This window comes from Streptomyces sp. ISL-12, assembly GCF_018614415.1.
Lineage (GTDB): Bacteria > Actinomycetota > Actinomycetes > Streptomycetales > Streptomycetaceae > Streptomyces.
On the sequence record NZ_JAGGOO010000012.1, the window covers coordinates 25,877 to 47,292 of the forward strand.

17 protein-coding genes are annotated in these 21,416 nt (G+C 72.2%); 6 read left to right on the top strand and 11 right to left on the bottom strand.

Annotated features, from left to right (window positions below; translation table 11 throughout):
* Positions 1 to 26 precede the first annotated feature (26 nt).
* Positions 27 to 662: a TetR/AcrR family transcriptional regulator gene (locus J7I94_RS03620; protein WP_215165022.1), complete on the top strand. Its 636-nt coding sequence runs from the start codon at positions 27 to 29 to the stop codon at positions 660 to 662.
* A 58-nt stretch (positions 663 to 720) separates the two neighbouring features.
* Here J7I94_RS03620 and J7I94_RS03625 read toward each other — a convergent pair whose 3' ends face one another.
* Positions 721 to 1,287, bottom strand: coding sequence for an acyl-CoA thioesterase (locus J7I94_RS03625; RefSeq protein WP_215165024.1), 567 nt, complete (start codon positions 1,285 to 1,287; stop codon positions 721 to 723).
* A 119-nt stretch (positions 1,288 to 1,406) separates the two neighbouring features.
* Here J7I94_RS03625 and J7I94_RS03630 point away from each other — a divergent pair, with 119 nt between their 5' ends.
* A complete protein-coding gene (locus J7I94_RS03630) occupies positions 1,407 to 2,678 on the top strand; it encodes an LCP family protein (protein ID WP_215165025.1) in 1,272 nt (423 codons plus the stop codon).
* Between the two features lie 43 nt (positions 2,679 to 2,721).
* Here the strand turns inward: J7I94_RS03630 and J7I94_RS03635 are convergent, their stop codons facing one another.
* Entirely contained in the window at positions 2,722 to 4,101 is a 1,380-nt protein-coding gene (locus J7I94_RS03635; protein WP_215165067.1) for an LCP family protein, read from the bottom strand.
* Positions 4,102 to 4,373: 272 nt separating this feature from the next.
* Between J7I94_RS03635 and J7I94_RS03640 the strand changes: the two genes are divergently transcribed.
* Positions 4,374 to 5,426, top strand: coding sequence for a glycosyltransferase family 2 protein (locus tag J7I94_RS03640; RefSeq protein WP_215165026.1), 1,053 nt, complete (start codon positions 4,374 to 4,376; stop codon positions 5,424 to 5,426).
* A 2-nt stretch (positions 5,427 to 5,428) separates the two neighbouring features.
* On the opposite strand, the gene J7I94_RS03645 is transcribed toward J7I94_RS03640, so the two are convergent.
* From J7I94_RS03645 to J7I94_RS03665, 5 genes are all read right to left on the bottom strand, one after another.
* Entirely contained in the window at positions 5,429 to 7,012 is a 1,584-nt protein-coding gene (locus J7I94_RS03645; RefSeq protein ID WP_308114486.1) for an LCP family protein, read from the bottom strand.
* Between the two features lie 64 nt (positions 7,013 to 7,076).
* Complete coding sequence (locus J7I94_RS03650; RefSeq protein WP_215165028.1) at positions 7,077 to 8,831, bottom strand: LCP family protein; 1,755 nt, start codon at positions 8,829 to 8,831, stop codon at positions 7,077 to 7,079.
* Between the two features lie 334 nt (positions 8,832 to 9,165).
* Positions 9,166 to 10,932, bottom strand: a complete 1,767-nt coding sequence (locus J7I94_RS03655; RefSeq protein WP_215165029.1) for an LCP family protein — start codon at positions 10,930 to 10,932, stop codon at positions 9,166 to 9,168.
* Positions 10,933 to 11,173: 241 nt separating this feature from the next.
* The gene (locus J7I94_RS03660; protein WP_215165031.1) at positions 11,174 to 12,460 is read right to left on the bottom strand and encodes an LCP family protein; all 1,287 of its coding nucleotides are present in this window, start codon (positions 12,458 to 12,460) and stop codon (positions 11,174 to 11,176) included.
* 130 nt (positions 12,461 to 12,590) lie between these two features.
* On the bottom strand, positions 12,591 to 13,352 hold the full coding sequence (locus J7I94_RS03665; RefSeq protein ID WP_215165033.1) for a TIGR03089 family protein: 762 nt from the start codon (positions 13,350 to 13,352) through the stop codon (positions 12,591 to 12,593).
* Positions 13,353 to 13,491: 139 nt separating this feature from the next.
* On the opposite strand from J7I94_RS03665, the gene J7I94_RS03670 reads away from it, so the two are divergent.
* Complete coding sequence (locus J7I94_RS03670; protein ID WP_215165035.1) at positions 13,492 to 14,727, top strand: peptidoglycan recognition protein; 1,236 nt, start codon at positions 13,492 to 13,494, stop codon at positions 14,725 to 14,727.
* A gap of 90 nt (positions 14,728 to 14,817) precedes the next feature.
* Positions 14,818 to 15,900, top strand: a complete 1,083-nt coding sequence (locus tag J7I94_RS03675; protein ID WP_215165037.1) for a sugar phosphate nucleotidyltransferase — start codon at positions 14,818 to 14,820, stop codon at positions 15,898 to 15,900.
* A 528-nt stretch (positions 15,901 to 16,428) separates the two neighbouring features.
* Here J7I94_RS03675 and J7I94_RS03680 read toward each other — a convergent pair.
* The 4 genes from J7I94_RS03680 to J7I94_RS03695 all read right to left on the bottom strand — a co-directional run bounded on the left by J7I94_RS03680 (position 16,429) and on the right by J7I94_RS03695 (position 20,291).
* On the bottom strand, positions 16,429 to 17,433 hold the full coding sequence (locus tag J7I94_RS03680; protein WP_215165039.1) for a DNA-3-methyladenine glycosylase: 1,005 nt from the start codon (positions 17,431 to 17,433) through the stop codon (positions 16,429 to 16,431).
* A gap of 63 nt (positions 17,434 to 17,496) precedes the next feature.
* Positions 17,497 to 18,801 (bottom strand): coenzyme F420-0:L-glutamate ligase, encoded by a 1,305-nt coding sequence (locus J7I94_RS03685; RefSeq protein WP_215165041.1) that lies wholly within the window; start codon positions 18,799 to 18,801, stop codon positions 17,497 to 17,499.
* Positions 18,798 to 19,757 (bottom strand): 2-phospho-L-lactate transferase, encoded by a 960-nt coding sequence (cofD, locus tag J7I94_RS03690; protein WP_215165043.1) that lies wholly within the window; start codon positions 19,755 to 19,757, stop codon positions 18,798 to 18,800. Before cofD ends, J7I94_RS03685 begins: the two co-directional genes overlap by 4 nt.
* 33 nt (positions 19,758 to 19,790) lie before the next feature.
* On the bottom strand, positions 19,791 to 20,291 hold the full coding sequence (locus J7I94_RS03695; protein ID WP_215165045.1) for a cysteine dioxygenase family protein: 501 nt from the start codon (positions 20,289 to 20,291) through the stop codon (positions 19,791 to 19,793).
* Positions 20,292 to 20,967: 676 nt separating this feature from the next.
* On the opposite strand from J7I94_RS03695, the gene J7I94_RS03700 reads away from it, so the two are divergent.
* Positions 20,968 to 21,231, top strand: a complete 264-nt coding sequence (locus J7I94_RS03700; RefSeq protein ID WP_003975777.1) for a WhiB family transcriptional regulator — start codon at positions 20,968 to 20,970, stop codon at positions 21,229 to 21,231.
* Positions 21,232 to 21,416: the final 185 nt, after the last annotated feature.

Genomic DNA, 21,416 nt, shown 5'->3' on the forward strand with positions numbered 1-21,416 from the left:
AATTCCAACTTCGGTAGGGTGGGCTCATGAACACGCCAGTGCGGGCCGACCGCCCGGAACGGCCCCGGCTCACCAAGGCCGGCCGCAGGACCCGGGACCGCATCGTCGAGACGGCCGCGGAACTGATGCACCAGCGGGGTGTGGGCGGCACGAGCATCCCGGACATCCAGTCCGCCGCCGGGGTCAGCGCGTCGCAGATCTACCACTACTTCGGCGACAAACAGGGCCTGGTCCTCGCCGTCATCGACCACCAGACCGACGCCAGGCTCGCCCAGCAGCGCCCCCTGCTCGACCATCTGGACAGCATCGAGGCGCTGCGGGAGTGGTGCGACCGGGCCGGGGACCGGCAGGACGCCGCCGGGTGCGAGGGCGGCTGCGAGATCGGCTCGCTCGCCGGTGAACTGGCCGACACCGATCCGGCGGCGCGCACCGGACTGGCCGCCGCCTTCGACCGGTGGGAGAGCCCCATCAGATCGGGGCTGGAGCGCATGAAGGCGCGGGGCGAACTGAACGAGCACGCGGACCCGGCGGTACTCGCCACCGCCCTGCTGGCCGCCATCCAGGGCGGCATGCTGCTGTCCCAGGTCCGCCGGTCGAGCACCGCCTACCGGCAGGCCGTGACGACGGTGATCGACCACATCGAGAGCTACGTCGTCCGGTAGCCCTCCGTACGCGTAGCCCTCCGTACGCCGGAGTACGCGTAGCCCCCCGTACGCCGGACTAGTCCGCGAACCCCTCCGCCGCCCTCCGCTCCCGCAGCTCCATGATCGCGCGGCGGCGGGCCAGGCGGTGGGTGCGGCGGATCTGGGCCTCCTGGTGGCGCCGCTTGTCGCGCTCGGTCTCCGGGATCACCGGCGGCACCGCGCGCGGCTTGCCGTCGGCGTCCACCGCGGCGAAGACCAGGTAGGCGGAGCCGACCTGGGTGGGCGGGGCGGACTCGTTCCAGCGCTCGGCCAGGACCCGCACCCCGACCTCCATCGAGGTCCGGCCGGTCCAGTTGACCTGGGCCTTCACATGGACGAGGTCGCCGACGCGGACCGGTTCGAGGAACGCCATCTCGTCCATCGACGCGGTGACGGCGGGGCCGCCCGAGTGGCGCCCGGCGACGGCGCCCGCCGCGTCGTCCACCAGCTTCATGATCACGCCGCCGTGCACCGTGCCCAGCAGATTGGTGTCGTTGTGGGTCATGATGTGGCTCAGGGTGGTGCGGGAGGCCGAGGTCGGCTTGCCCGGGATCTCCGGCGTCGCCGGCCGCTCGGCCGAGGCCTGGGGTGCCTGGTCTGTCATGACCTCCACCCTAAGCCGAGCCGACATGGGTGTGATTTGTGTCAGCTTCGCAACAGCGCGGCCCTGATTTTCCGACGACCCTTGTATGGGGCACAGCAGGGGCCTGCACACTGGTCCGCATGAGCGATTGGCCCGAGGGAAGGCCCGGCGACAACGGCGGCCGGTACGGACGCGGCAGCGCGAGCGCGCAGCCCGAGAGCGCCCGCGTGATGCGGCAGGTCCGGCGCGGCCAGTCGCCGCCCGGACAGGGCCCGGCGGCACCGCCGTACGGCGGGGTGCCGCAGCAGCCGACGTACGTCGACGGCGGCGGCGGACCCGGCGGATACGACAGCGGGTACAACACCGGCCAGGTCTACGGCACCCCCGGCGGCCACGGCCCGGCCGGTCCCGGCGGCCCGGGGCGCCCCGCGCCGGACTGGCGCCGCCGGATCAAGTGGACCGCGATCACCGTGGCGACCGTGCTGGTCGTCACCAGCGTCGGCACCTACTTCTGGGCCGACTCCAAGCTCAACCGCGACGTCGACCTCTCCAAGGTCATCGACCGGCCCGACGCCGGCGAGGGCACCAACTACCTGATCGTCGGCTCCGACAGCCGCGAGGGCATGACCGACGAGGAGAAGAAGGAACTGCACACCGGTTCCGCCGAGGGCAAGCGCACGGACTCGATGATGATCCTGCACACCGGCGACAACGGCTCCACGCTGGTGTCGCTGCCCCGTGACTCGGACGTCGAGATCCCCACCTTCAAGGGCTCCGAGTCCGGCAAGACCTACCAGGGCACCGGTCGGCACGTGAAGCTGAACGCCGCGTACGCCGAGGACGGCCCCGAGCTGCTCGTGCGCACCGTCGAGTACAACACCGGGCTGCGCATCGACCACTACGTCGAGATCGGCTTCGGCGGCTTCGCCAACATCGTGGACGCGGTCGGCGGTGTCACCATCGACATCCCGCAGGACATCAAGGACACCAAGTCCGGCGCCGACTTCAAGAAGGGCGAGCAGACCCTGAACGGCGAGGAGGCCCTCGCCTTCGTCCGCACCCGGTACGCGCTGGCCGGCTCCGACCTGGACCGCACCAAGAACCAGCAGAAGTTCCTGTCGGCCCTGGCCAACCAGGTCGCCACCCCGTCCACCGTCCTCAACCCGTTCAAGCTCTACCCGACCATGGGCGCGGGCCTGGACTCCCTCGTCGTCGACAAGGACATGGGCCTGTTCGACCTGGCGGGCATGTTCTGGGCGATGAAGGGCGTCAGCGGCGGCGACGGCACCTCCATGAACATGCCGATCGCGGGGAACGCCTCCAACGGCAACCTCCAGTGGGACACCGCCAAGGTCAAGACGCTGGTCGACGAGCTGAAGAACGACGAGAAGGTCACCGTCTCCGCCGACTGAGACCGGCCGGTGCCGGCCGGGTGCTCCCGGCCGGCCGCCCGCCTCAGCGCTCGCCGCACACCACCTCGTCGCCCCGGACCACCGCACCCGTCCCGGTGTCCCGCGCCGGCTCCGCCGGCCGCACCTCGCGGACCTTCACGAAGTCGGCGCCCGCGATCACCCTCAGCGTGGCGCCCTGGCCCTCGACCGGCCGCAGCTCGGCTCCGGGCAGGGCCGCGGCCAGCGACTTCGCCGAGTTGTCCCAGCGCGGGTCGTAGACGACGACGGTCCGCCGCACGGTGGGCTCCGGAGCGTTCACCGGGGCGCCCGTGGTGCGGAAACCGGCCTGTGCCAGCGCCTGGTCGACGCGCTTGCCGAGCCCGGCCGTACGGGTGCCGTTGGCGACCTGCACGCTGATCCGCCCGGGGTCGACCGGCACCCGGGGCACCGAGGAGCCGGGCGCGGACTTCGGCTCCGGCACGGCCAGCGGACGGTCCTCGCGCAGCGCCGCGAACAGCCGGCCGGCCGCGGCGTCGTCCCACTTCACGGTCGAGCCGACGCCCTTCACGGCGTACTCGGTCCGCGCGACGGGGACGGTCGTGAACTCGGACGAGGACGGCGAGAAGTTCCGCATCGCGCGGCCCAAAGCCAGCAGTTCGTCGGCGCCGAAGCCCTTGTCGGCGCGGACCGAGCCCAGCACCGCCCGGGTCACGTCCCGGAACTTCACCGGGTTCAGCAGGATGCCGGAGGAGGTCGCCCGGTCGATGACGGCCGCCATGAAACGCTGCTGGCGCCGCATCCGGCTCAGGTCGGAGGCCCCGTCCAGGTGGCGGGAGCGGACGTACTGGAGGGCCTGTCCGCCCTTCAGGGTGTGCGTGCCGGCCGGCAGGTCCAGGCCGGTGTGGCTGTCCTTCAGCGGCCGCGCGGTGCAGATCCGTACGCCGCCGAGCACGTCGACCGTCTTCATGAAGCTGGTGAAGTCGACCTCCAGATAGTGGTCGATCTTCACACGGGTCATGGACTCCACCGTGCGCACGGTCAGCTGCGGGCCGCCCTCGGCGTACGCCGCGTTCAGCTTCAGCGGGTGGCCCTCGTGCCGCTTGCCGGTGGTGCGGTCGGTGTGCGGCGGGGTCCGGGCGTAGGAGTCGCGCGGCAGGCTGACCACGCTCGCCCGCCTCCGGTCCGCCGAGAGGTGCACGATCATGATCGTGTCAGTGCAGTGGCAGGGCTCGCCGCCCAGCCGGAACCGGCGCCGCTCCTGCTCGGAGATCCGGTCCCGGCCGTCGGTGCCGACCAGCAGGACGTTCATGCCGTGACCGGCCCGCGGGCGGTTCTTCATGTCCTTGAAGGCGTCGACCCGGTCGATGTCGGAGTCCAGCCCGGTCAGCACCGCGTGCCCGATCCCGGCCGAGGCGAGCACCACCACCGACAGCGCGGTCGACATCCGTACGGCCCAGCGCGGCTTCCTCCGCCGCGCGGGCGCGCGACGGACGGTGCGCGCCCCTGGCCGCTCCGGGGGCGCGGCCGGGACCCGGGGGGCGGGGGAGCGGGGCGGCGTGGACAAGGGGACACCTCCGCGAGGACAGTCCCTGGTGTGCCGGGACGGTGTGCCGGACGTGGGATCTTGAGCACCGTAGGCCCATACGATCTGCGGACCGGGGCAGGGGACCCCGCGGCGCGCACCGGTGTCCCCCGTTCGCGGTAACGTGAGCCCCGATGAACGCCAAGTCCGACGTGCGGCTCCCCGCCGTTTCCGTGATCATGCCCGTCCTCAACGAGGAACGTCATCTGCGCGGCGCCGTCCAGGCCATCCTCGCCCAGGAGTATCCGGGCGAGATGGAGGTCGTGATCGCCGTCGGTCCGTCCGCGGACCGTACGGAGGAGATCGCCGCCGAACTCGTCCGCGAGGATCCCCGCGTCCACGTGGTCCCGAACCCGACCGGCCGTACGCCCGCCGCGCTGAACGCCGCGATCAAGGCGTCCCGGCACCCGGTCGTGGTCCGCGTCGACGGCCACGGCATGCTGTCGCCGGGCTACATCGCCACGGCGGTACGGCTCCTGGAGGAGACCGGCGCGCAGAACGTCGGCGGCATCATGCACGCCGAGGGCGAGAACGACTGGGAGCACGCCGTCGCCGCCGCCATGACGTCGAAGATCGGCGTCGGCAACGCGGCCTTCCACACCGGCGGCGAGGCCGCCCCGGCCGAGACCGTCTACCTCGGCGTCTTCCGCCGCGAGGCGCTGGAGCGGCAGGGCGGCTACAACGAGGAGTTCATCCGCGCCCAGGACTGGGAGCTGAACTTCCGCATCCGCGAGGCCGGCGGGCTGATCTGGTTCTCGCCCGAGCTGAAGGTCTCCTACCGGCCCCGGCCGAGCGTGAAGGCGCTGGCCAAGCAGTACAAGGACTACGGCCGCTGGCGGCACGTCGTCGCCCGCTACCACTCCGGCTCCATCAACCTGCGCTACCTCGCCCCGCCGACCGCCGTGTGCGCGATAGCCGCCGGGATCGTGGTGGGCGCGGTGCTCACCCCGTGGGGCTTCGTGATACCCGGCGGCTACCTGGCGGCGATCGTCGCCGGGTCGCTGCCCGCCGGGAAGGGGCTGCCGCTCAAGGCCCGCCTCCAGATCCCGGTGGCCCTGGCGACCATGCACATGTCGTGGGGCTGGGGCTTCCTGACCAGCCCGAAGTCGCTGGCCCGCAAGGTGATCGCCTCGCGGCGGGCGGCGGTGCTGCCGGACGCCGACGCGGACACCGCCGGCGCCCACTGAGGTCAGGACCAGGTGAACGCCGGGTTCACGTGCATGCAGGCCGACTCGTCGGCGCCGTTGAGGGCCTCCGCCGACTTCGGCGTGGTGTTGTCCTCCTTCGGCGCCTCGTAGTCACCGTCGTCCCGCCAGTCGGCGCCGACGACGAGCGTCACGCCGGTGACGGAGGTCGACTTCTTCACCGCACTCGACGGGATGCCCAGCGACTCGGCGACCCGCAGGGCGTCGCCCTCCAGGTCGGCGCTCGGGTAGCGGACGACCGTGGTCTCCTCGCCGGTGTACGCGCCCTGGTCCACGACCGCCTTGCCGAAGCCGTCCGCCACCAGCGCGTCCGCCACCGCGCCCGCCCGCCCGCCGGCCGCGCCCTGGGTCTCGGTGGCGGTGCCGTTGCGCACCTGCACGGCGATCTCGCCGTCGGCGGCGGCCGGGTCGTCCGGTGTCCCGGACGCCGCCGCCTTCTCCGTCTTGTCCTTCGCGTCCTTGCCGTCCAGCGCGATGTCCTCCCGCACCAGCCGGAAGAGCTGCTCGGCGTCCTCGGTGGGCTCGACGCGTGAGCCCACGTAGCGGTTGGGCATCGTCGTCATGGTGATCCGCTTCGGCTCGACCTTGCGCAGCTCGTTGCTGAGGTCGTAGAGCTTCTTGACGGTGTCCAGGCCGGAGTCGACGGTGAGTGCCCCGGTGGCCTCCTCGGCCAGCCTGCGCAGCTTGCCCGGGCTGCTCAGGGTGGCGTTCTCGCGCAGCACGCGGACCATCGAGTTCATGTACATGTGCTGCGCCTTGGCGCGGGCCAGGTCGCTGCCGTCCTCGAAGCCGTACCGGGTGCGCAGCCACTGCAGGGCCTGCTCGCCCTTGATGGAGTGGGTGCCCTTCTCCAGCTTCAGCCCGGAGCCGTGGCCCTCGCTGTCCCGGGAGTGGATGTTGGCGTCCACGCACACCGGGACGCCGCCGATGGCGTCCGCCATCGACACCACGCCGGAGAAGTCGACCATGACGAAGTGGTCGATGTGGATGCCGGTCAGCTCCTGCCAGGTGGCGACCGTGCAGCCGGGGCCGCCGTGGCCGAGGCTCTGGTTGGTCATCGTCCGGCCGTCGCTCGCCGGGTAGACGGTCCCGTCGTCGGGGTCGGTGCACTTGGGGATCTGCACCAGGGTGTCGCGGGGCATGCTGACCACCGACATGTTGGTGCGGTCGGCCGAGAGGTGCACCAGCATCTGGACGTCCGCGAGCGGTGCCGAGCCGAACGTCTCCTTGGCGCCGCCGAGTTTCTGGTTCTCCTCGGTGTCCCGCGCGTCGGAGCCGATGACCAGGATGTTCAGCGGGGTCTGCCCGGCCGCGTTCGGCGTCGGCTCGGCGACCTTGCTGTCGCCGAGGTTCAGCTCGTCCTTCTTGATGTTGCCGTTGAGGTGGCGGTAGTAGAGGTAGCCGGCGCCGGCCGTGGCGCATATCACCACGGCGAGGGTGATCGCGGTCCAGCGGAGCGCGCGCCTGCGGCGACGGCGGCGCGGGCGGGGCCCGCCGTCCTCCCCGTCGCCGGCGTCACCGGCGTCACCGGGTGCGCCGGTGACGGGTGCGCTGTTGTCCGTCTTCACTGCGTGTCCCTCCCCGCCCACGGGCGGCGGCACCGCGCCGCCGCCCGAGCCGCCCCGGTCGCGTTCAACTGGCGCACTTCACCTGGTCGGCCGTGGTCTTGTTCTTCACCTGCGTCGAAGCGGACGAGGCGTTGAGCTTCACGCCGGCGCCCTTGAAGTCCTTGCCCAGGGTCAAGGTCATCGTCGGCAGTCCCTGGGCGTTGGTGACGCTCTCGCCGGGCTTCATGGCCGAGCCGGACAGGCCGAGCAGGTCGGCGAGGCGGCGGGCCTGGTCGGCCTGGTCGGGGTCGTACTCCAGCTGGGTCTTGGCGAGGTCCTTCTCCGCGTTGCCGCCGTTCTCGGACTTGGTGACACCGGCCGTGCCCTGGAGCCAGTTGAGTTCGTACTGCGCGCTGCCGTCGGCGGCCCCGCCGTTGAGGACGCGGACGCGGACCTCCGAGGCGTCCGCCTTGGTGCCCTTGAGGCGGGCGGCGACGGCGGCCTTCTCCTTCTTCTCCCGCTGCTCGACCTCGGTCAGGGAGACGTCGTTCTTGATCAGGTCGAAGAGCTGGGGGGCCTCCGACTGCCGTAGCACCACCGTGGCCTTGACCGTCTCCGCGGGGTTGTCGTCGACCGGCACCGTCGTGAACGAGATGTTCTTCGTCGGCACCTTCTTCAGCTCCAGGGCGATGTCCTTGAGCGTGCCGACGTTGCCGATGGCGCTGTCGACGGTGAGCGCCTTGGTCGCGGCCTCGGCCAGCTTCAGCAGCTTCGTGGGGCTGGTGAGGGTGTCGCCGGAGGACATCTTGCGCATCAGCGAGCCGAGGAACTGCTGCTGTACCCCGATCCGGTCCAGGTCGCCCCGGTTGCCGAAGGAGTGCCGGGTGCGGAGGAAGGCGAGGGCCTGCTCGCCCTTCACCGTGGACTCGCCGGCCTTCAGCTTGAGCTTGGACTCCTTGTCGTCGACGGCGTGGCTCACGCACACCTCCACGCCGTCGACCGCGGTGGTCAGCGTCTTGACCGCGTTGAAGTCGGCCATCATGAAGTGGTCGGGCTTGATGCCGGTCACCGCCTCGACGGTCCGCATCGTGCAGCCCGGGTCCCGGCCGTCCTGGCCCAGGCTGTTGTTGAAGCGCTGGCCGGTGGTGCCGGGGATGACCTTCGTCGAGCCGTCCTCCTGCTCGGTCGGGCAGTCCGGGATGTCGACGATCAGGTCCCGGGGGATGCTCAGCGCGGTCGCGTTGGAGCGGTCCTTGGCGACGTGCAGCAGGATGTTGGTGTCGGCGTGCCCGACGCTGCCGGTGTCGCCGTAGCCCTCGTTGCCCGCGCCGGTGCGTTTGTCGGTGCCGATGATGAGGATGTTGAACGCCTCGTTCTTGCGGAAGCTGCTCGCGCCCGCGTCACCGACGTCCGTCGTGGCGACGTTGCCCTCCAGGTGCTTGAGGTAGAAGTAGCCGCCGGTGCCGGCCGCGAGGATCACGAAGGCCATCGTGCCGCCGGTCCACAGCAGGACCTTGCCGGCCTTGCCCTTCTTCTTCTCCGGGCGGCGTCCGCGCCGGCCGGGCGGCGTCTCCTCCGGGCCGGTGGGGCGTCTTCGCTGGGGCGGGACGTCACGGCCGGGGCCGGGAGTGGTCCGGGGGCCGGGCACGCCTGCGGGTGGCCCGGCGGGCGAGCCCGGGGGCGAGGTGGTGCGGGGGTTCTGCTGCCGGGGCCAGGACGGCTCCGGCTGCTGCGGTGCGGACTGCGGCATTCGCAGTTCGTATTCGCCGGTCTGCGGGTTGCGTACCCACTGGTCTGCGGGGTCCACGTCCTCCGCCCGCCCACGGCCTTGCGCGTCCACGGTTGTCCGAATCCTCCGTCGGGAGCCACGCGGCACCTTGTCCGGAAGGTGCGCGGTCAGAATCAGCAAGTGCGCGACGCCGGGCGGGCCGCACGGCAGTGGGCACGGTGAGCGCTGTGAGCGCTCACATTATCCGCCTGGTTCAGCGTCGAACGACTATGGGTGTCTCTCGGCATCCAGGTGGTTCAGGGACACCCTCCCCGCGTGTGCGCACCGCTCAGTGACATCCCGGTCTCCGCCCTTGTGACGTGTCCACCATGAGGTGGACGAACGGCGGCCCCGATGGGTTGTACGCCGGAGCCGCCCTGTCAGACGTGAGACGTGGCCGCGGGGTTCACTCGGCGCACTTCACCTCGTCGGCCGTGGACTTGTCGACGTCCACCGACGTGTTCGACGTGGCGTTGAGCTTGACCCCGGCGCCCTTGAAGTCCTTGCCGAGGGTCAGCGTCATGGTGGGCAGGCCCTGGGCGTTGGTGACGGACTCGCCGGGCTTCATGGCCGAGCCGGACAGGCCGAGCAGGTCGGCGAGGCGGCGGGCCTGGTCGGCCTGGTCGGGGTCGTACTCCAGCTGGGTCTTGGCGAGGTCCTTCTCCGCGTTGCCGCCGTTCTCGGACTTGGTGACGCCGGCCTCGGTCTGCAGCCAGGTCAGCTCCTCCTGGGCGCTGCCGCTCGGGGCGCCGCCGTTGAGGACGCGGACGCGGACCTCGGAGGCGTCCGCCTTGGTGCCCTTGAGGCGGGCGGCGACGGCGGCCTTCTCCTTCTTCTTCTGCTGCTTGACCTCGGTGAACGAGACATCGTTCTGGATCATGTTGAAGACCTCGGGGGCCGTCGACTCGTTCAGGACGACCGTCGTCTTGACCGTCTCCTCCGGGTTGTCGATGACCGGCACCGTGGTGAACGTCAGGTTCTTGACGTTGAGCTTGCCCAGCTCCAGACCGAGGTCCTTCAGCTTGCTGATGCTGTCGAGCTGGGAGTCGACGGTGAGCGCCTCGGTGCCCGCCTCGGCGAGCTTCAGCATCTTCGAGGGGCTGGTGAGGGTGTCGTTCGACTTCAGCTTGCGCATCAGCGCGCTGAGGAACTGCTGCTGGAGACCGATCCGGCTCAGGTCGCCGCCGAAGCCGACCGAGTGCCGGGTGCGGACGAAGGCGAGGGCCTGCTCGCCCTCGATGGTGTGGGTGCCCGCCGACAGCTTGAGGTGCGAGTCCGGGTCGTCGATGTCCTTGGCCAGGCACACCTCGACCCCGCCGACCGCCGTGGTCAGCGTCTTGACCGCGTTGAAGTCGGCGACCATGAAGTTGTCGGGCTGGACCCCGGTCAGCTCGGTCACCGTGCGCACGGTGCAGCTGGGCGTACGGCCGTCCTGGCCCAGGCTGGTGTTGAAGCGGACGCCGGTGGTGCCGGGGATGACCTTCGTCGAGCCGTCCTCCTGCTCGGTCGGGCAGTCGGGGACGTCGACGATCAGGTCGCGGGGGATGCTCAGCGCGGTCGCGTTGGAGCGGTCCTTGGAGACGTGCAGCAGGATCGTGGTGTCGGCGTGGCCGACGCTGCCGGCGTCGCCGTAGCTCTCGTTGCCCGCGCCGGTGCGCTTGTCGGTGCCGATCAGCAGGATGTTGATCGCCTTGTCCTTCTGGAAGCCACCGGTGCTCGCGCCGTCGTCGGAGACGGCCGTGATGTTGCCGTTGAGGTGCTCCAGGTAGAAGTACCCGGCCGAGGCCGTGCCGAGGATCAGGAAGGCCATCGTGCCGCCGGTCCACAGCAGGACCTTGCGGCCCTTGGACTTCTTCTTCTCCGGGCGGCGTCCGCGCCGGCCGGGCGGCGGCTCCTCGGGGGCGCCGCGCCGCCGCCGCTGGGGCGGGACGTCCCGGGGCGGGGCCGGTGCGGCCCGGTTTCCGCGCGGGGCGTCCGCGGTGCCGGTCCCGTCCGCGTCCGCACCGGTGACGTCGGCGGCGGTTCTTTTCCGGGCGGATCTGCGGGGGCCCGGTACCGACGGCTGCGGTGCGGAAGGGGTCAGTCGCAGTTCGTATTCGCCAGTGTGCGGGTTGAGTACCCACTGGTCTGCGGGGTCGATGTCGTCCGCCCGCCCACGGCCTTGCGAGTCCACGGTTGTCCGAATCCTCCGTCGGGGCCACGTGGCGCCTTTCCCCTCCAAGGCGCTCGGGTCTCTCGGTCGTTCAGGGCCCGACCGAGAACGAACTCGCGGTAGGGCACACCGGATCGCTCACACTAACCGCCCCGTTCGGGGTACGGCGACGCCGGTGACGTATTCCACGGTGCTTACACCCGGCAATCCGCACATTCTCGCGAACCGGCGTCCGATGTTGTGCGCTTCCTTGGAGTCCGCTTTACCCGCACGGGTCCTCGGCGGCCGTGTTCCCGGAGAATGTCGGCGTGGGCGAAACGCTGTCCGCGGGCTCGTCGGACCGCTTTTTCATCGACGGTCCGCCGCCGCGCTCGTACGTTCCGTGGTCACCGGAGTCCGCGCCGCCGGGATCGCCGGATCGGCCGGGGGCGTGCCGGCCGCCCGGGCGGGGCTCGGCGGCGCGGGCGACCGTGACCGGCTCGTCCGTCCGCAGCCGGGCGAAGAGTTTCCGGGCCGCGGGCTCCACGAGCTGGTCGCGATTGGGGTTCGGGGGCCACGACTCCCGTGGCACGGTGAGGAATTGCACCCGTTCCGTGGGGATGTCGCGCAGTCCCCGCGCGAGTTCGTACAAACCACGCAGACTCGCCAGGCCGGGGTCGGTCGTCAGCGAGGACGTGGCCGCGTTCAGCACGGGATACAGCTTCACCGGATTCAGCAGGACCCGGTTGCTCTGCACCTTGTTGACCAGTGCCCCGAGAAACCGCTGCTGCCGTTCCATCCGCTCGGTGTCGCTGCCGTCGCCGAGCGACTTGCGGGCGCGGACGTAACCGAGCGCCTGCTCCCCGCTCAGCGTCACCCGGCCCGCCGGCAGCCGCAGCCTGGCCGCCTTGTCGGTGACCGGCTCGCGCAGGCACATCTCGACGCCGTCGACCGCGTCGACCATCTTCTTGAAACCGTGGAAGTCGACGACCACGTGATGGTCGATCCGGATGCGCGTCAGCTTCTCCACCGTCCGGATCGCGCAGGCCGAACCGCCCACCTCGAAGGCGTAGTTGAACTGCGCGAAGGCCGGCGCCGACCGGGACCCGTCCGGGCGGCGGCAGCCCGGCACGTCCACCATCAGGTCACGGGGCAGGGAGACGGCGGTGGCGCTGCGCCGGTCCGCCGACAGGTGCAGCAGCATCGTGGTGTCCGACCGCTCGGTGCCCGGGTCGCGCCCGTAGCGGGAGTTGTCCTCGCCCGACCGCGAGTCCGAGCCGATCAGCAGGATGTTCCGCGCCCCGCGCACCAGCGAGGCGGGGCGTTCCTTCTCGTACCGGGCCAGTTCGGCGGCGGCGGCCTCGTCGGGCGTGATGTTGCCGTCCAGTTCGGTGTAGACCGTCCAGCCGATGCCCGCGGCGCCGGTCAGGGCGACGGCCGTGCCGAGCACCGACCAGCGCAGCCACCGTCGCCCGCGGCGGCGCCGGAGCCCGCTCCCGGTCGCGGACGCCCCCGCTCCCGGCCCGGGGGCGCTCGCACGGCCCTCGGGGCCCCCTGCGGTGCCGGTCACCTCTGGCCACCCCTCCTGCCGTACGAGCGTCCTGCGGGCCTGCTGCTCCTACGACCATGGCCCGGATGCGGGGCGGGAGGGAGGTGGGGATGCGCCGAACGGGGGGCAGGGGGGCGGGGGTCCGGTCGGTTCAGCGGGCCGTGGCCGTGACCCGCTCGGTCTCGATGCGCTGGTCCAGGGCGTCGGCGGCCAGCCGGTCCAGGTTGCGGCACAGCACTACGGAGCCGCCCGTGGCGAGCGGCCCGTACAGCCCGGCGTTCAGCCCCTCCCAGGTGTCGTACGGCAGCCCGGACAGGATGCGCGCCCCCGGTCCCGTCAGCCCCAGTCCCGTGGCCTCCGCGCGGGCCCGCTCCACCACCTCGGCCCCGCTGAACTCCCGTCCCGCCACGATCAGCGCGGGCTCCTCGGGGTCCACCGGCGCGTACGGCACGAACCGGTCGCCCTGCCCCGGCACCTCCACCGCGTAGTCGGCGAAGCCCTCCGGCGGCTCGGGGAACCGTCCGCCCAGCGGCCGCAGGGCGAGCGCGATCCGCGCCCCCGAGCACGCGCGGGCCGCCGCCAGTGACCCGGCGTCAGGGCCACTGACGACGAGGTCCGCCGAGGCCGGGTCGCCGGCCATGTCGGCGACCACGCCGACCGACGCGCACGCCAGCAGCCACACGGCCGTCTGCCAGTGCGCGGGCAGCAGCAGCGCGACCCGGTCGCCGGGCTCGGCCGACAGCTCGTCCTGGAGCAGGTTGGCGGTCTTGGCCACCCAATTGGCGAAGGTGGCGACGGACAGTTCGACGCGTTCGCCCGTGGCGTCGTCGTAGAAGGTCACCAGGGGGCGTCCCGGGTCCGCGGCGAGCGCGGAACTCAGCAGGTCGGCAGGGGTGCGGTCGGTCGCGTTCACCCGCGCAAGCGTACGCGGGGGCGGGGGGTGGGGGAGGCTCCGCGCGGCCACCGGTCCGGGCGAACGTGCCCTCGCGGCGGACAAGTTCCGGGAAGTTTCGAATAGACAGATTTGTACGACTATGTTCAGGATCAGGGGCATGCATGGATTCCTCGCTTCCTCGATCGGCGTCACCTGCGCGGCGGCCCTCGCCCTCCCGCTCGTCCCGCCCGCCGCGGCGGGCACGCCCGCTCCCGCCTCCGCCTCGGCTGCCGCGCGGGCGGCGCGCGCCGAGGCGTCCGTGTCCGGCAGCACGCAGTCGCTGCCGCTGAGAGCCCTGGCCCAGGACCGTTCCGCCGACCCGTCCGGTCCCGCGGGCGCCGTCGAACAGGGCGTGCCCCGCCGGGACGTACGGCCCTTCTCGCTGGTCGGCGTCGTCTGGGACGACCCCGACCGCGAACTGCACGGCAGCGTCCGGGTCCGCGTCCGCGACGCCGCCACCGGCGCCTGGTCCGGCTGGCAGGACCTGGCCACCCACAACGCCGACCACGGCGCCGACCCGGGCACCCCCGAGCGAGCCTCGGACCGGGTGCGGGGCGCCACCGCGCCGCTGTGGGTCGGGGCTTCGGACGGGGTGGAGCTGCGGGTGCGGGCGGACGACGACTGGGAGTTCGCGTTTCCCGAGGGCCTGCGCCTGGAACTAGTCGACCCCGGCGGAGAAGAGGAGGGGGGCACGTCGGAGTACAGCCCGCTCGCCGCCGACCAGGCCGCGCCCGCGAAGGCCAAGCCCTATGTCGGCCCGCGCCCCGCGATCGTGACGCGGCGCGGGTGGGGCGCGGACGAGGGGCTGCGGGAGAAGGGGTTCAAGTACACGAAGAAGGTCAAGGCGGCCTTCGTGCACCACTCGGCCACCGGCAACAACTACACCTGCGCGCAGGCCCCGTCGGTCATCCGCAGTATCTACCGCTACCACGTCAAGAGCATGGGCTGGCGGGACATCGGCTACAACTTCCTCGTCGACAAGTGCGGGAAGATCTACGAGGGCCGGGCGGGCGGCGTGGCCAAGCCGGTCCTCGGCGCGCACACCCTCGGCTTCAACTCCGACAGCATGGGGATCGCCGTACTCGGCACGTACAGCACGAAGAAGCCCTCCGCCGCGGCGGTCCGGGGGGTGGCCCGCCTGAGCGCGTGGAAGCTCGGCCTGTACGGCATGAATCCCCGCGGCAAGACATACCTGAAGTCCGGTGGTGGCAATCTCTACCGAAAAGGCAAGAACGTGCGACTCAGTGTGATCTCCGGTCACCGGGACGGCTTCAACACGAGCTGTCCGGGTGCGCAGCTGTACAAGAAACTCGGCACGGCCCGCTCGACCGCGGCCAAGTACCAGGGCCGTTGAGCGGCGGGGCAAGGACGGATTCACCGGTCTGCATACACTGGCCGGCCGAAAGACAGTTCGGCCGGTCCCGGCAGGAAGCAGAGACGACAGGTGACAGAAGCGATCCTCCTGGTCGGCGGCAAGGGCACACGGCTGCGCCCGCTCACGGTGCACACGCCGAAGCCGATGGTCAGGGCAGCGGGGGTGCCGTTCCTCACGCACCAGTTGGCGCGGGCGAAGGCGGCGGGGGTCGAGCACATCGTGCTCGCGACGAGCTATCTGGCAGAGGTGTTCGAGCCGTACTTCGGGGACGGCTCGTCGCTCGGGCTGCACATCGAGTACGTGACGGAACGGGAGCCGCTCGGCACGGGAGGGGCGATCCGCAATGTGGCCTCGCGGCTGCGGTCGGGGCCCGACGAGCCGGTGCTGATCTTCAACGGCGACATCCTGACGGGGCTGGACATCAGGGCGCTGGTGGACACCCACGAGGCGACGGGCGCGGACGTCTCCCTGCACCTGACGAGGGTGACGGACCCGCGGGCGTACGGGCTGGTCCCGACGGACGACGCGGGCCGCGTCCTGGCCTTCCTGGAGAAGCCGCAGACGCCGGAGGAGATCGTCACCGACCAGATCAACGCGGGGGCGTACGTCTTCCGCCGTTCGGTCATCGACACGATCCCGGCGGGGCGGCCGGTGTCGGTGGAACGCGAGACGTTCCCGGAGCTGCTGGCGACGGGGGCGCATCTGCAGGGGATGGTCGACTCCACGTACTGGCTGGACCTCGGCACCCCGGCCGCGTTCGTACGGGGGTCCGCCGACCTGGTCCTGGGCCGCGCCCCGTCCCCGGCCGTGCCGGGCCGCTGCGGCGACCGGCTCGTCCTGCCGACGGCGAGGGTGGCGCCGGACGCCAAGCTGTCGGGCGGGACGGTGGTGGGCGAGGGGGCGTTCGTCGCGGAGGGGACGCGGATATTCGGCAGCACGATCCTGCCGGGCGCGGTGATCGAGCCGGGGGCGGTCGTCACGGACTCGCTGGTCGGCAACGGGGCCCGGGTCGGGAGACGGTCGGTGGTCACGGGGACGGTGATCGGGGACGGGGCGGTGATCGGCGCGGACAACGAGTTGAGGGAGGGCGTCCGGGTGTGGTGCGGCGCGCGGATTCCGGCGGGGGCGGTGCGGTTCTCGTCCGATCAGTAGGGGGTGCCTGCGGCGCATCTGCGGGTTCGGTGGGGGTGCGGGTAGCGCCCAGTCGTGTGCGGGTGGGTCGGGGCCGGGGTGGGGGGTGTCCGTCCTCGGAACGGCGCGGAATCGGTCTTCTACGGGGGTGAAGCGCGTCGACGCGCCAACCGCTGCGGGCGGACACCCCCCACCCCGTCCCCTGCGCGCCGTACGCGGGTGCGGGTACGACCCCATTCCGGCCGAGCGGCACCGGCCCCGCTCACTCGCGGGGGACGTGGGGCCCACTCACCTGTGCGGGCGGCGCAGGTCGCGTCACCGCAGGCCCTCGCGTGCGGGTGGCGCAGGCCGCTTAATCCGCGGGCAGTCGTGCCTCCCCCAGTGCCTGAACGGCCTGGGAGGTACCCCCAGGGGCGATGGGGGTCCCCCCGCTCGAGCGAAGCCGGGAGTGGGGGAGGGTGGGCGCGGCGGCAACCGGTCAGCGCCGGGTCGCGCCACCCACCCGGACGTCAGCCCCGACGCCGGCCACCGCACAGCACCCGGCAACGGTCAGAACCCGGCATAACCCCGCGGAGCCATCCGCGGCCCCCGCCGCTCCGGCACCCTCCCGCTCAGCAGAATCAACCGCGCCGCCCGATGCCGCTGCCCGGCATACGGCTCCAGCAGCCGCAGCATCTCCTCGTCGTCCGCGTCCCGGTCCCCGGCCAGCGCGAACCCCACGATGCCCGGCAGATGCAGATCCCCGACCGTCACCGCGTCCGGCGCCCCGTGACTGCGCTGCACCACCTCCGCCGAGGTCCACGGCCCCACCCCCGGCACGACCTCCAGCCGCGCCCGCGCCGCCGCCGGCTCCATCCCGGCCGCCTCCTCCAGCCGCGCGGCGACCCGTACGGCCCGCAGGACGGTGGACGCACGCTTGTCGTCGACCCCGGCCTTGTGCCACTCCCAGGACGGGATCAGCGCCCACGTCCGCGGCGCCGGCATCACGCACAGGCCGTCGGGCACCGGCCCCGGCGCCGGTTCACCGAACGCCCGGACCAGCAGCCGCCACGCCCGGTACGCCTCCACCGCCGTGACCTTCTGCTCCAGCACCGACGGGATCAGCGACTCCAGCACCAGCCCGGTCCGGCCCAGCCGCAGCCCCGGCCGCCGGTGCCGTGTCACCGCCAGCAACCGGTGCCTCGGCACGAACGCGGACGGGTCGTCGTCGGCGCCCAGCAACCCCGGCAGCCGGTCCAGCAGCCACTCCGCGCCCGGACCCCACGCCTCACCCCGTACCTCACCGCCCCGCACGGCGACCCGCAGTGTCCCGGGCCCGGCCGGCGTCAGGCTGGCCCGCCACACCGACCCGTCCGGCGTAGCCCGGAAGGTGGGGTCCCCGGGGCCGCGCCGCAGCGGGCCGAGGACCAGGCCGACGTCGAGCGGCCCGTCCGGCACCCAGACACGGACCTTCCCCGGCGCCGGAGCCTGGCGCGGCACACCCCCGCCGGATACGACGCCGCGCCCGCCGTACGTCGACGTACGCGCGGGGCGGGGAGCGAAGCGTCCGGCCACGAATGATGTCCCTGGGGATGGTGAGAGTTCCCTACGAGGGTAGGCGCTCGCCGGGTGATCCGGTCAGCGCACCTCGACGAAGGCCCCGGGGTCGCGCTCCGGCCGCGGGCGGGGTTCCTCCGCCGGGTGGCCGACCGCGACGGCCCCCATCGGGTCCCAGCCGGCCGGCAGGTCCAGGACCTTCCGTACGACCTCGCGGCAGAACATCGTCGACGACACCCACGCCGAGCCGAGCCGCTCGCCGGCCAGCGCGACGAGGAAGTTCTGCACCCCGGCCCCGGCCGCGACCACGAACATCTCCCGCTCCGCCCCGTCGCGCCGCGCGTCCCCGTAGGTGTGCGAACCGTCCATGACCAGGCAGGGGACGACGAGGTACGGCGCGTTCCGCAGGACGTCGCCGCGGCGGACCCGCTTGGCGATGGACTCCTCGGACTTGCCGTCGCGGCGCAGGTCCGCGATCCAGGCGTCCCGCATCGCGTCCAGCAGCCGGGTGCGGGACTCCGGTGACTCCAGGAGGACGAACCGCCAGGGCGTGGTGTGGTGCGGGGCCGGTGCCGTGACCGCCGCGGCCACCGCGCGGCGGACCGCGCCGGGGTCGACGGGCTCGTCCGTGAACGCCCGTACGGTACGGCGCTGGGTGACCGCCTGCCGCATGGCTTCGGAGGTGCCGAGGCGGAACATGTCGTCGCGGGCGCCGCGGACCAGGGCGCGGGCGCCCTCGCCGTCGTCCTCGGTCAGGGTGTGCGGCAGGCCGCGGACCACCGCGACCGGCAGCCCGGCGGCCTTGCCCTTGACCAGGTCGCCCGCGGCGGCCAGCTCGTCGGCGGTGGCGACGACGGTGGCGCCGAGCGCGTTGCCGTGGGTGTCCGTGCCGCCGCGCAGGTCGTCGAGGACGCGGACGCCGGCCGCGCCGATCGCCACGTCGGTGAGCCCGGAGCGCCAGGGGCGGCCGAAGGTGTCGGTGACGACGACGCCGACCCGCACGCCGAGGGCGTCGCGCAGTCCGTCGCGGAGGGCGCGGGCGGAGGCGTCGGGGTCCTCGGGGAGGAGGAGGACGGTGCCGGCGGGGGTGTTCGAGGCGTCGACGCCCGCCGCGGCCATGACCAGGCCCTGGCGGTTCTCGACGATGCGCAGCGTGCCGCGCCGGGCGACCACCCGTACCGTCTCCGCGTCGATGGCCGCCTCCCGGTCGGCGGCCTTCAGCACGCGGCCCTCTGCCTTGGAGACGATCTTGGAGGTGACGAGGAGCACGTCCCCGTCGGCCAGCCCCGGCTCGGCGGCGGCGATCAGCTCGGCCAGGTCGTCGCCCCGCCGCACCTCCGGCAGTCCGGGCACGGCCCAGACCCGGTACCCGTTCCCGTCGCTCAAGCCGCCCGCACCTCCTCGGCCAGCTCCAGCGCCTCCCGCGCCATCCGCGCGGCGGCGTCGACGTCGGTCATCATCAGCGGGACGGCCTTGCAGAGGATGCCGGCGGCCTTCACGCGCGTGACCGAGTCGGCGTCGACGGTGTCGACCAGCCAGCCGTCGAGGAGCCCGGAGCCGTAGTGCTCGGCGACCGCGGCGGCGGTGGACTCGACACCGACGGCGGCGAGGACCTTGTCGGCCATGCCGCGCACGGGCGCGTCCCCGACGATGGGGGACAGGCCGACCACCGGCACGCCCGCCTCGGCGATCGCCTCCCGGATGCCGGGTACGGCGAGGATCGTGCCGACGGAGACGACCGGGTTGGAGGGCGGGAAGAGGATGACGTCGGCGTCGGCGATCGCTTCGAGGACGCCGGGGGCCGGCTTGGACTGCTCGGCGCCGACCGGGACGACCGCCTCGGCGGGGACCGAGGCCCGCAGCCGTACCCAGTACTCCTGGAAGTGGATCGCCTTGCGCTCGCCGTCCAGCTCGACGGCGACGTGCGTCTCCACGCGGTCGTCGGTCATCGGGAGCAGGCGTACGCCGGGCTGCCAGCGGTCGCAGAGGGCCTCGGTCACCGCGCTGAGCGGGTAACCGGCGGAGATCATCTGGGTCCGGACGATGTGTGTGGCGAAGTCGCGGTCGCCCAGGCCGAACCACTCGGGGCCGACGCCGTAGGCCGCGAGTTCCTCCTTGAGGTGGAAGGTCTCGTCGGTCCGTCCCCAGCCCTGCTCCTCGTTGATGCCGCCGCCGAGCGTGTACATCACCGTGTCGAGGTCCGGGCAGACCTTCAGCCCGAAGAGGTGGATGTCGTCGCCGGTGTTGCCGATGACCGTGATCTCCGCGTCCGGCGCGGCCCGCTTCAGACCGCGCAGGAACCGGGCACCACCGATGCCGCCTGCCAGAACCACAATGCGCATGCGCCCAGTCTGGCAGGCGGGTACGACAGTGCGTCAGGCAGTCGCCGGGGCGGGCGTGCAGCGCGCCGAGTACGCCGAGTACACGGTCATGTCGGTCAGGCCCGGGTGGTAGACGTGCAGGCTGACCGCCGGCTCCAGGGTCTCGTTGACCACCTCGTGCACGTAGCCCGGCGCGAACACCCGCTGCGCACCCGGCCGCAACGCGCGCGTGCCGCGCCGGCTGTGCTCGGTGAGCGTGCCGTCCAGGACGGTCAGCACCCCGGAGGACGGGCCGTGGTCGTGCCGTCCGCTGCCCTGGCCGGGCACCCAGGACAGCAGCCACACCTCGTAGCCGGGGCCGGTGCGCAGCCGGTGGTACCAGCGGGAGAGGGCGTCGTAGCGGACGAGGGGCTCCCAGTGGGCGCGGTCCGCGGCGATGGAGCGGGCCAGACCGGCGAACTCGGCCACCGTGGCCGGGTGCTCGCGCGGTGCTTGCAGGAGGTGCGGTACTTCGAGGATGTCGCCGGCGATCTGCAGGTCGCTGTCGCTGTTCATGGGGTGGGGTGGTTCCTCGGCGGAAGAGTGCGGGGAGGGCAAGTGCGGGGAGGACAAGGGCGCCCTGGTGGGGCGGGAGAACGCGGGACGGGTCGAGTAAACCCGGGGCGGCCGGAGCGGGCTTGGCTCAACAGCCGGAACAGCGACAGCTACAGCGAGCGCGGGCAGCACCGTGGGACCCGGCGGGGCGGGTCGAGGTGAGTGCCGAATTCGCGAGCATGCCCACAAGGACAGCGGCTGACACCTGCACTGTCAACTCGACGCCCGAAATGTGGGACATGGTTCACCTCATCCGGTTCACCTGAAAGATGAAAGGTTTGCTCACCCGACCTCCGGGACACATGGCGCACAAGCCGGGCGCACAACCCCCGTTGCGATCCTGTGATCCGAATGTGATCAAGGCCGCTTCGGTGCGTGCGCAGGAACGGGACCGGACGCCGGGGCGTCCTCCCCTGTGACGGGGGTGACGGCCCTGCGGGCCCGGTCGGTGTGTCGAGCTTTAGGCCGATTTGAACACTTTCCGCTCGGCCTTGGTTCCGCAGAGTGAATAAGGGGCTCAATAGCAGATCTCGGCTTGACTCGCCCGGAGCAGCACACTTGTAATTTCACTCGTGTCGTTCAGCCGGAATCGGTAACGGCCACATCACGGGGACGCGAAGACAGACGAGGGGCGCACATGACCGAGCTGGTGCAGCAACTGCTGGTCGACGACGCGGACGAGGAACTCGGCTGGCAGGAGCGCGCGCTGTGCGCCCAGACCGACCCCGAGTCCTTCTTCCCCGAGAAGGGCGGCTCCACCCGGGAGGCCAAGAAGGTCTGCCTCGCCTGCGAGGTGCGCTCCGAGTGCCTCGAATACGCCCTGGCGAACGACGAGCGGTTCGGCATCTGGGGCGGTCTGTCCGAGCGGGAGCGCCGCCGGCTGAAGAAGGCGGCGGTCTGACGGGCGCCGTCAGCGCGGTGCAACCGGGCATAGGCAGACGAACGGCCCGTCGCGGGTGGGTTGTCCACAGGCGGCGGGCCGTCCTCATGGCCAGCCGATAGTGTGGGCGCTCGTCCGAGACGCCCCGCCCTTCCCACCGGGCACCGGCGTCCACCGCAGTCCACCGAACCGGGGCCCGTACCTCG

What these genes read in the sequence shown, in the direction of transcription:
- J7I94_RS03620 (WP_215165022.1), top strand. Translation starts at nt 27, where the DNA reads ATGAACACGCCAGTGCGGGCCGACCGCCCGGAACGGCCCCGGCTCACC.
- J7I94_RS03625 (WP_215165024.1), bottom strand. Translation starts at nt 1,287, where the DNA reads ATGACAGACCAGGCACCCCAGGCCTCGGCCGAGCGGCCGGCGACGCCG.
- J7I94_RS03630 (WP_215165025.1), top strand. Translation starts at nt 1,407, where the DNA reads ATGAGCGATTGGCCCGAGGGAAGGCCCGGCGACAACGGCGGCCGGTAC.
- J7I94_RS03635 (WP_215165067.1), bottom strand. Translation starts at nt 4,101, where the DNA reads ATGTCGACCGCGCTGTCGGTGGTGGTGCTCGCCTCGGCCGGGATCGGG.
- J7I94_RS03640 (WP_215165026.1), top strand. Translation starts at nt 4,374, where the DNA reads ATGAACGCCAAGTCCGACGTGCGGCTCCCCGCCGTTTCCGTGATCATG.
- J7I94_RS03670 (WP_215165035.1), top strand. Translation starts at nt 13,492, where the DNA reads ATGCATGGATTCCTCGCTTCCTCGATCGGCGTCACCTGCGCGGCGGCC.
- cofD (WP_215165043.1), bottom strand. Translation starts at nt 19,757, where the DNA reads ATGCGCATTGTGGTTCTGGCAGGCGGCATCGGTGGTGCCCGGTTCCTG.
- J7I94_RS03695 (WP_215165045.1), bottom strand. Translation starts at nt 20,291, where the DNA reads ATGAACAGCGACAGCGACCTGCAGATCGCCGGCGACATCCTCGAAGTA.
- J7I94_RS03700 (WP_003975777.1), top strand. Translation starts at nt 20,968, where the DNA reads ATGACCGAGCTGGTGCAGCAACTGCTGGTCGACGACGCGGACGAGGAA.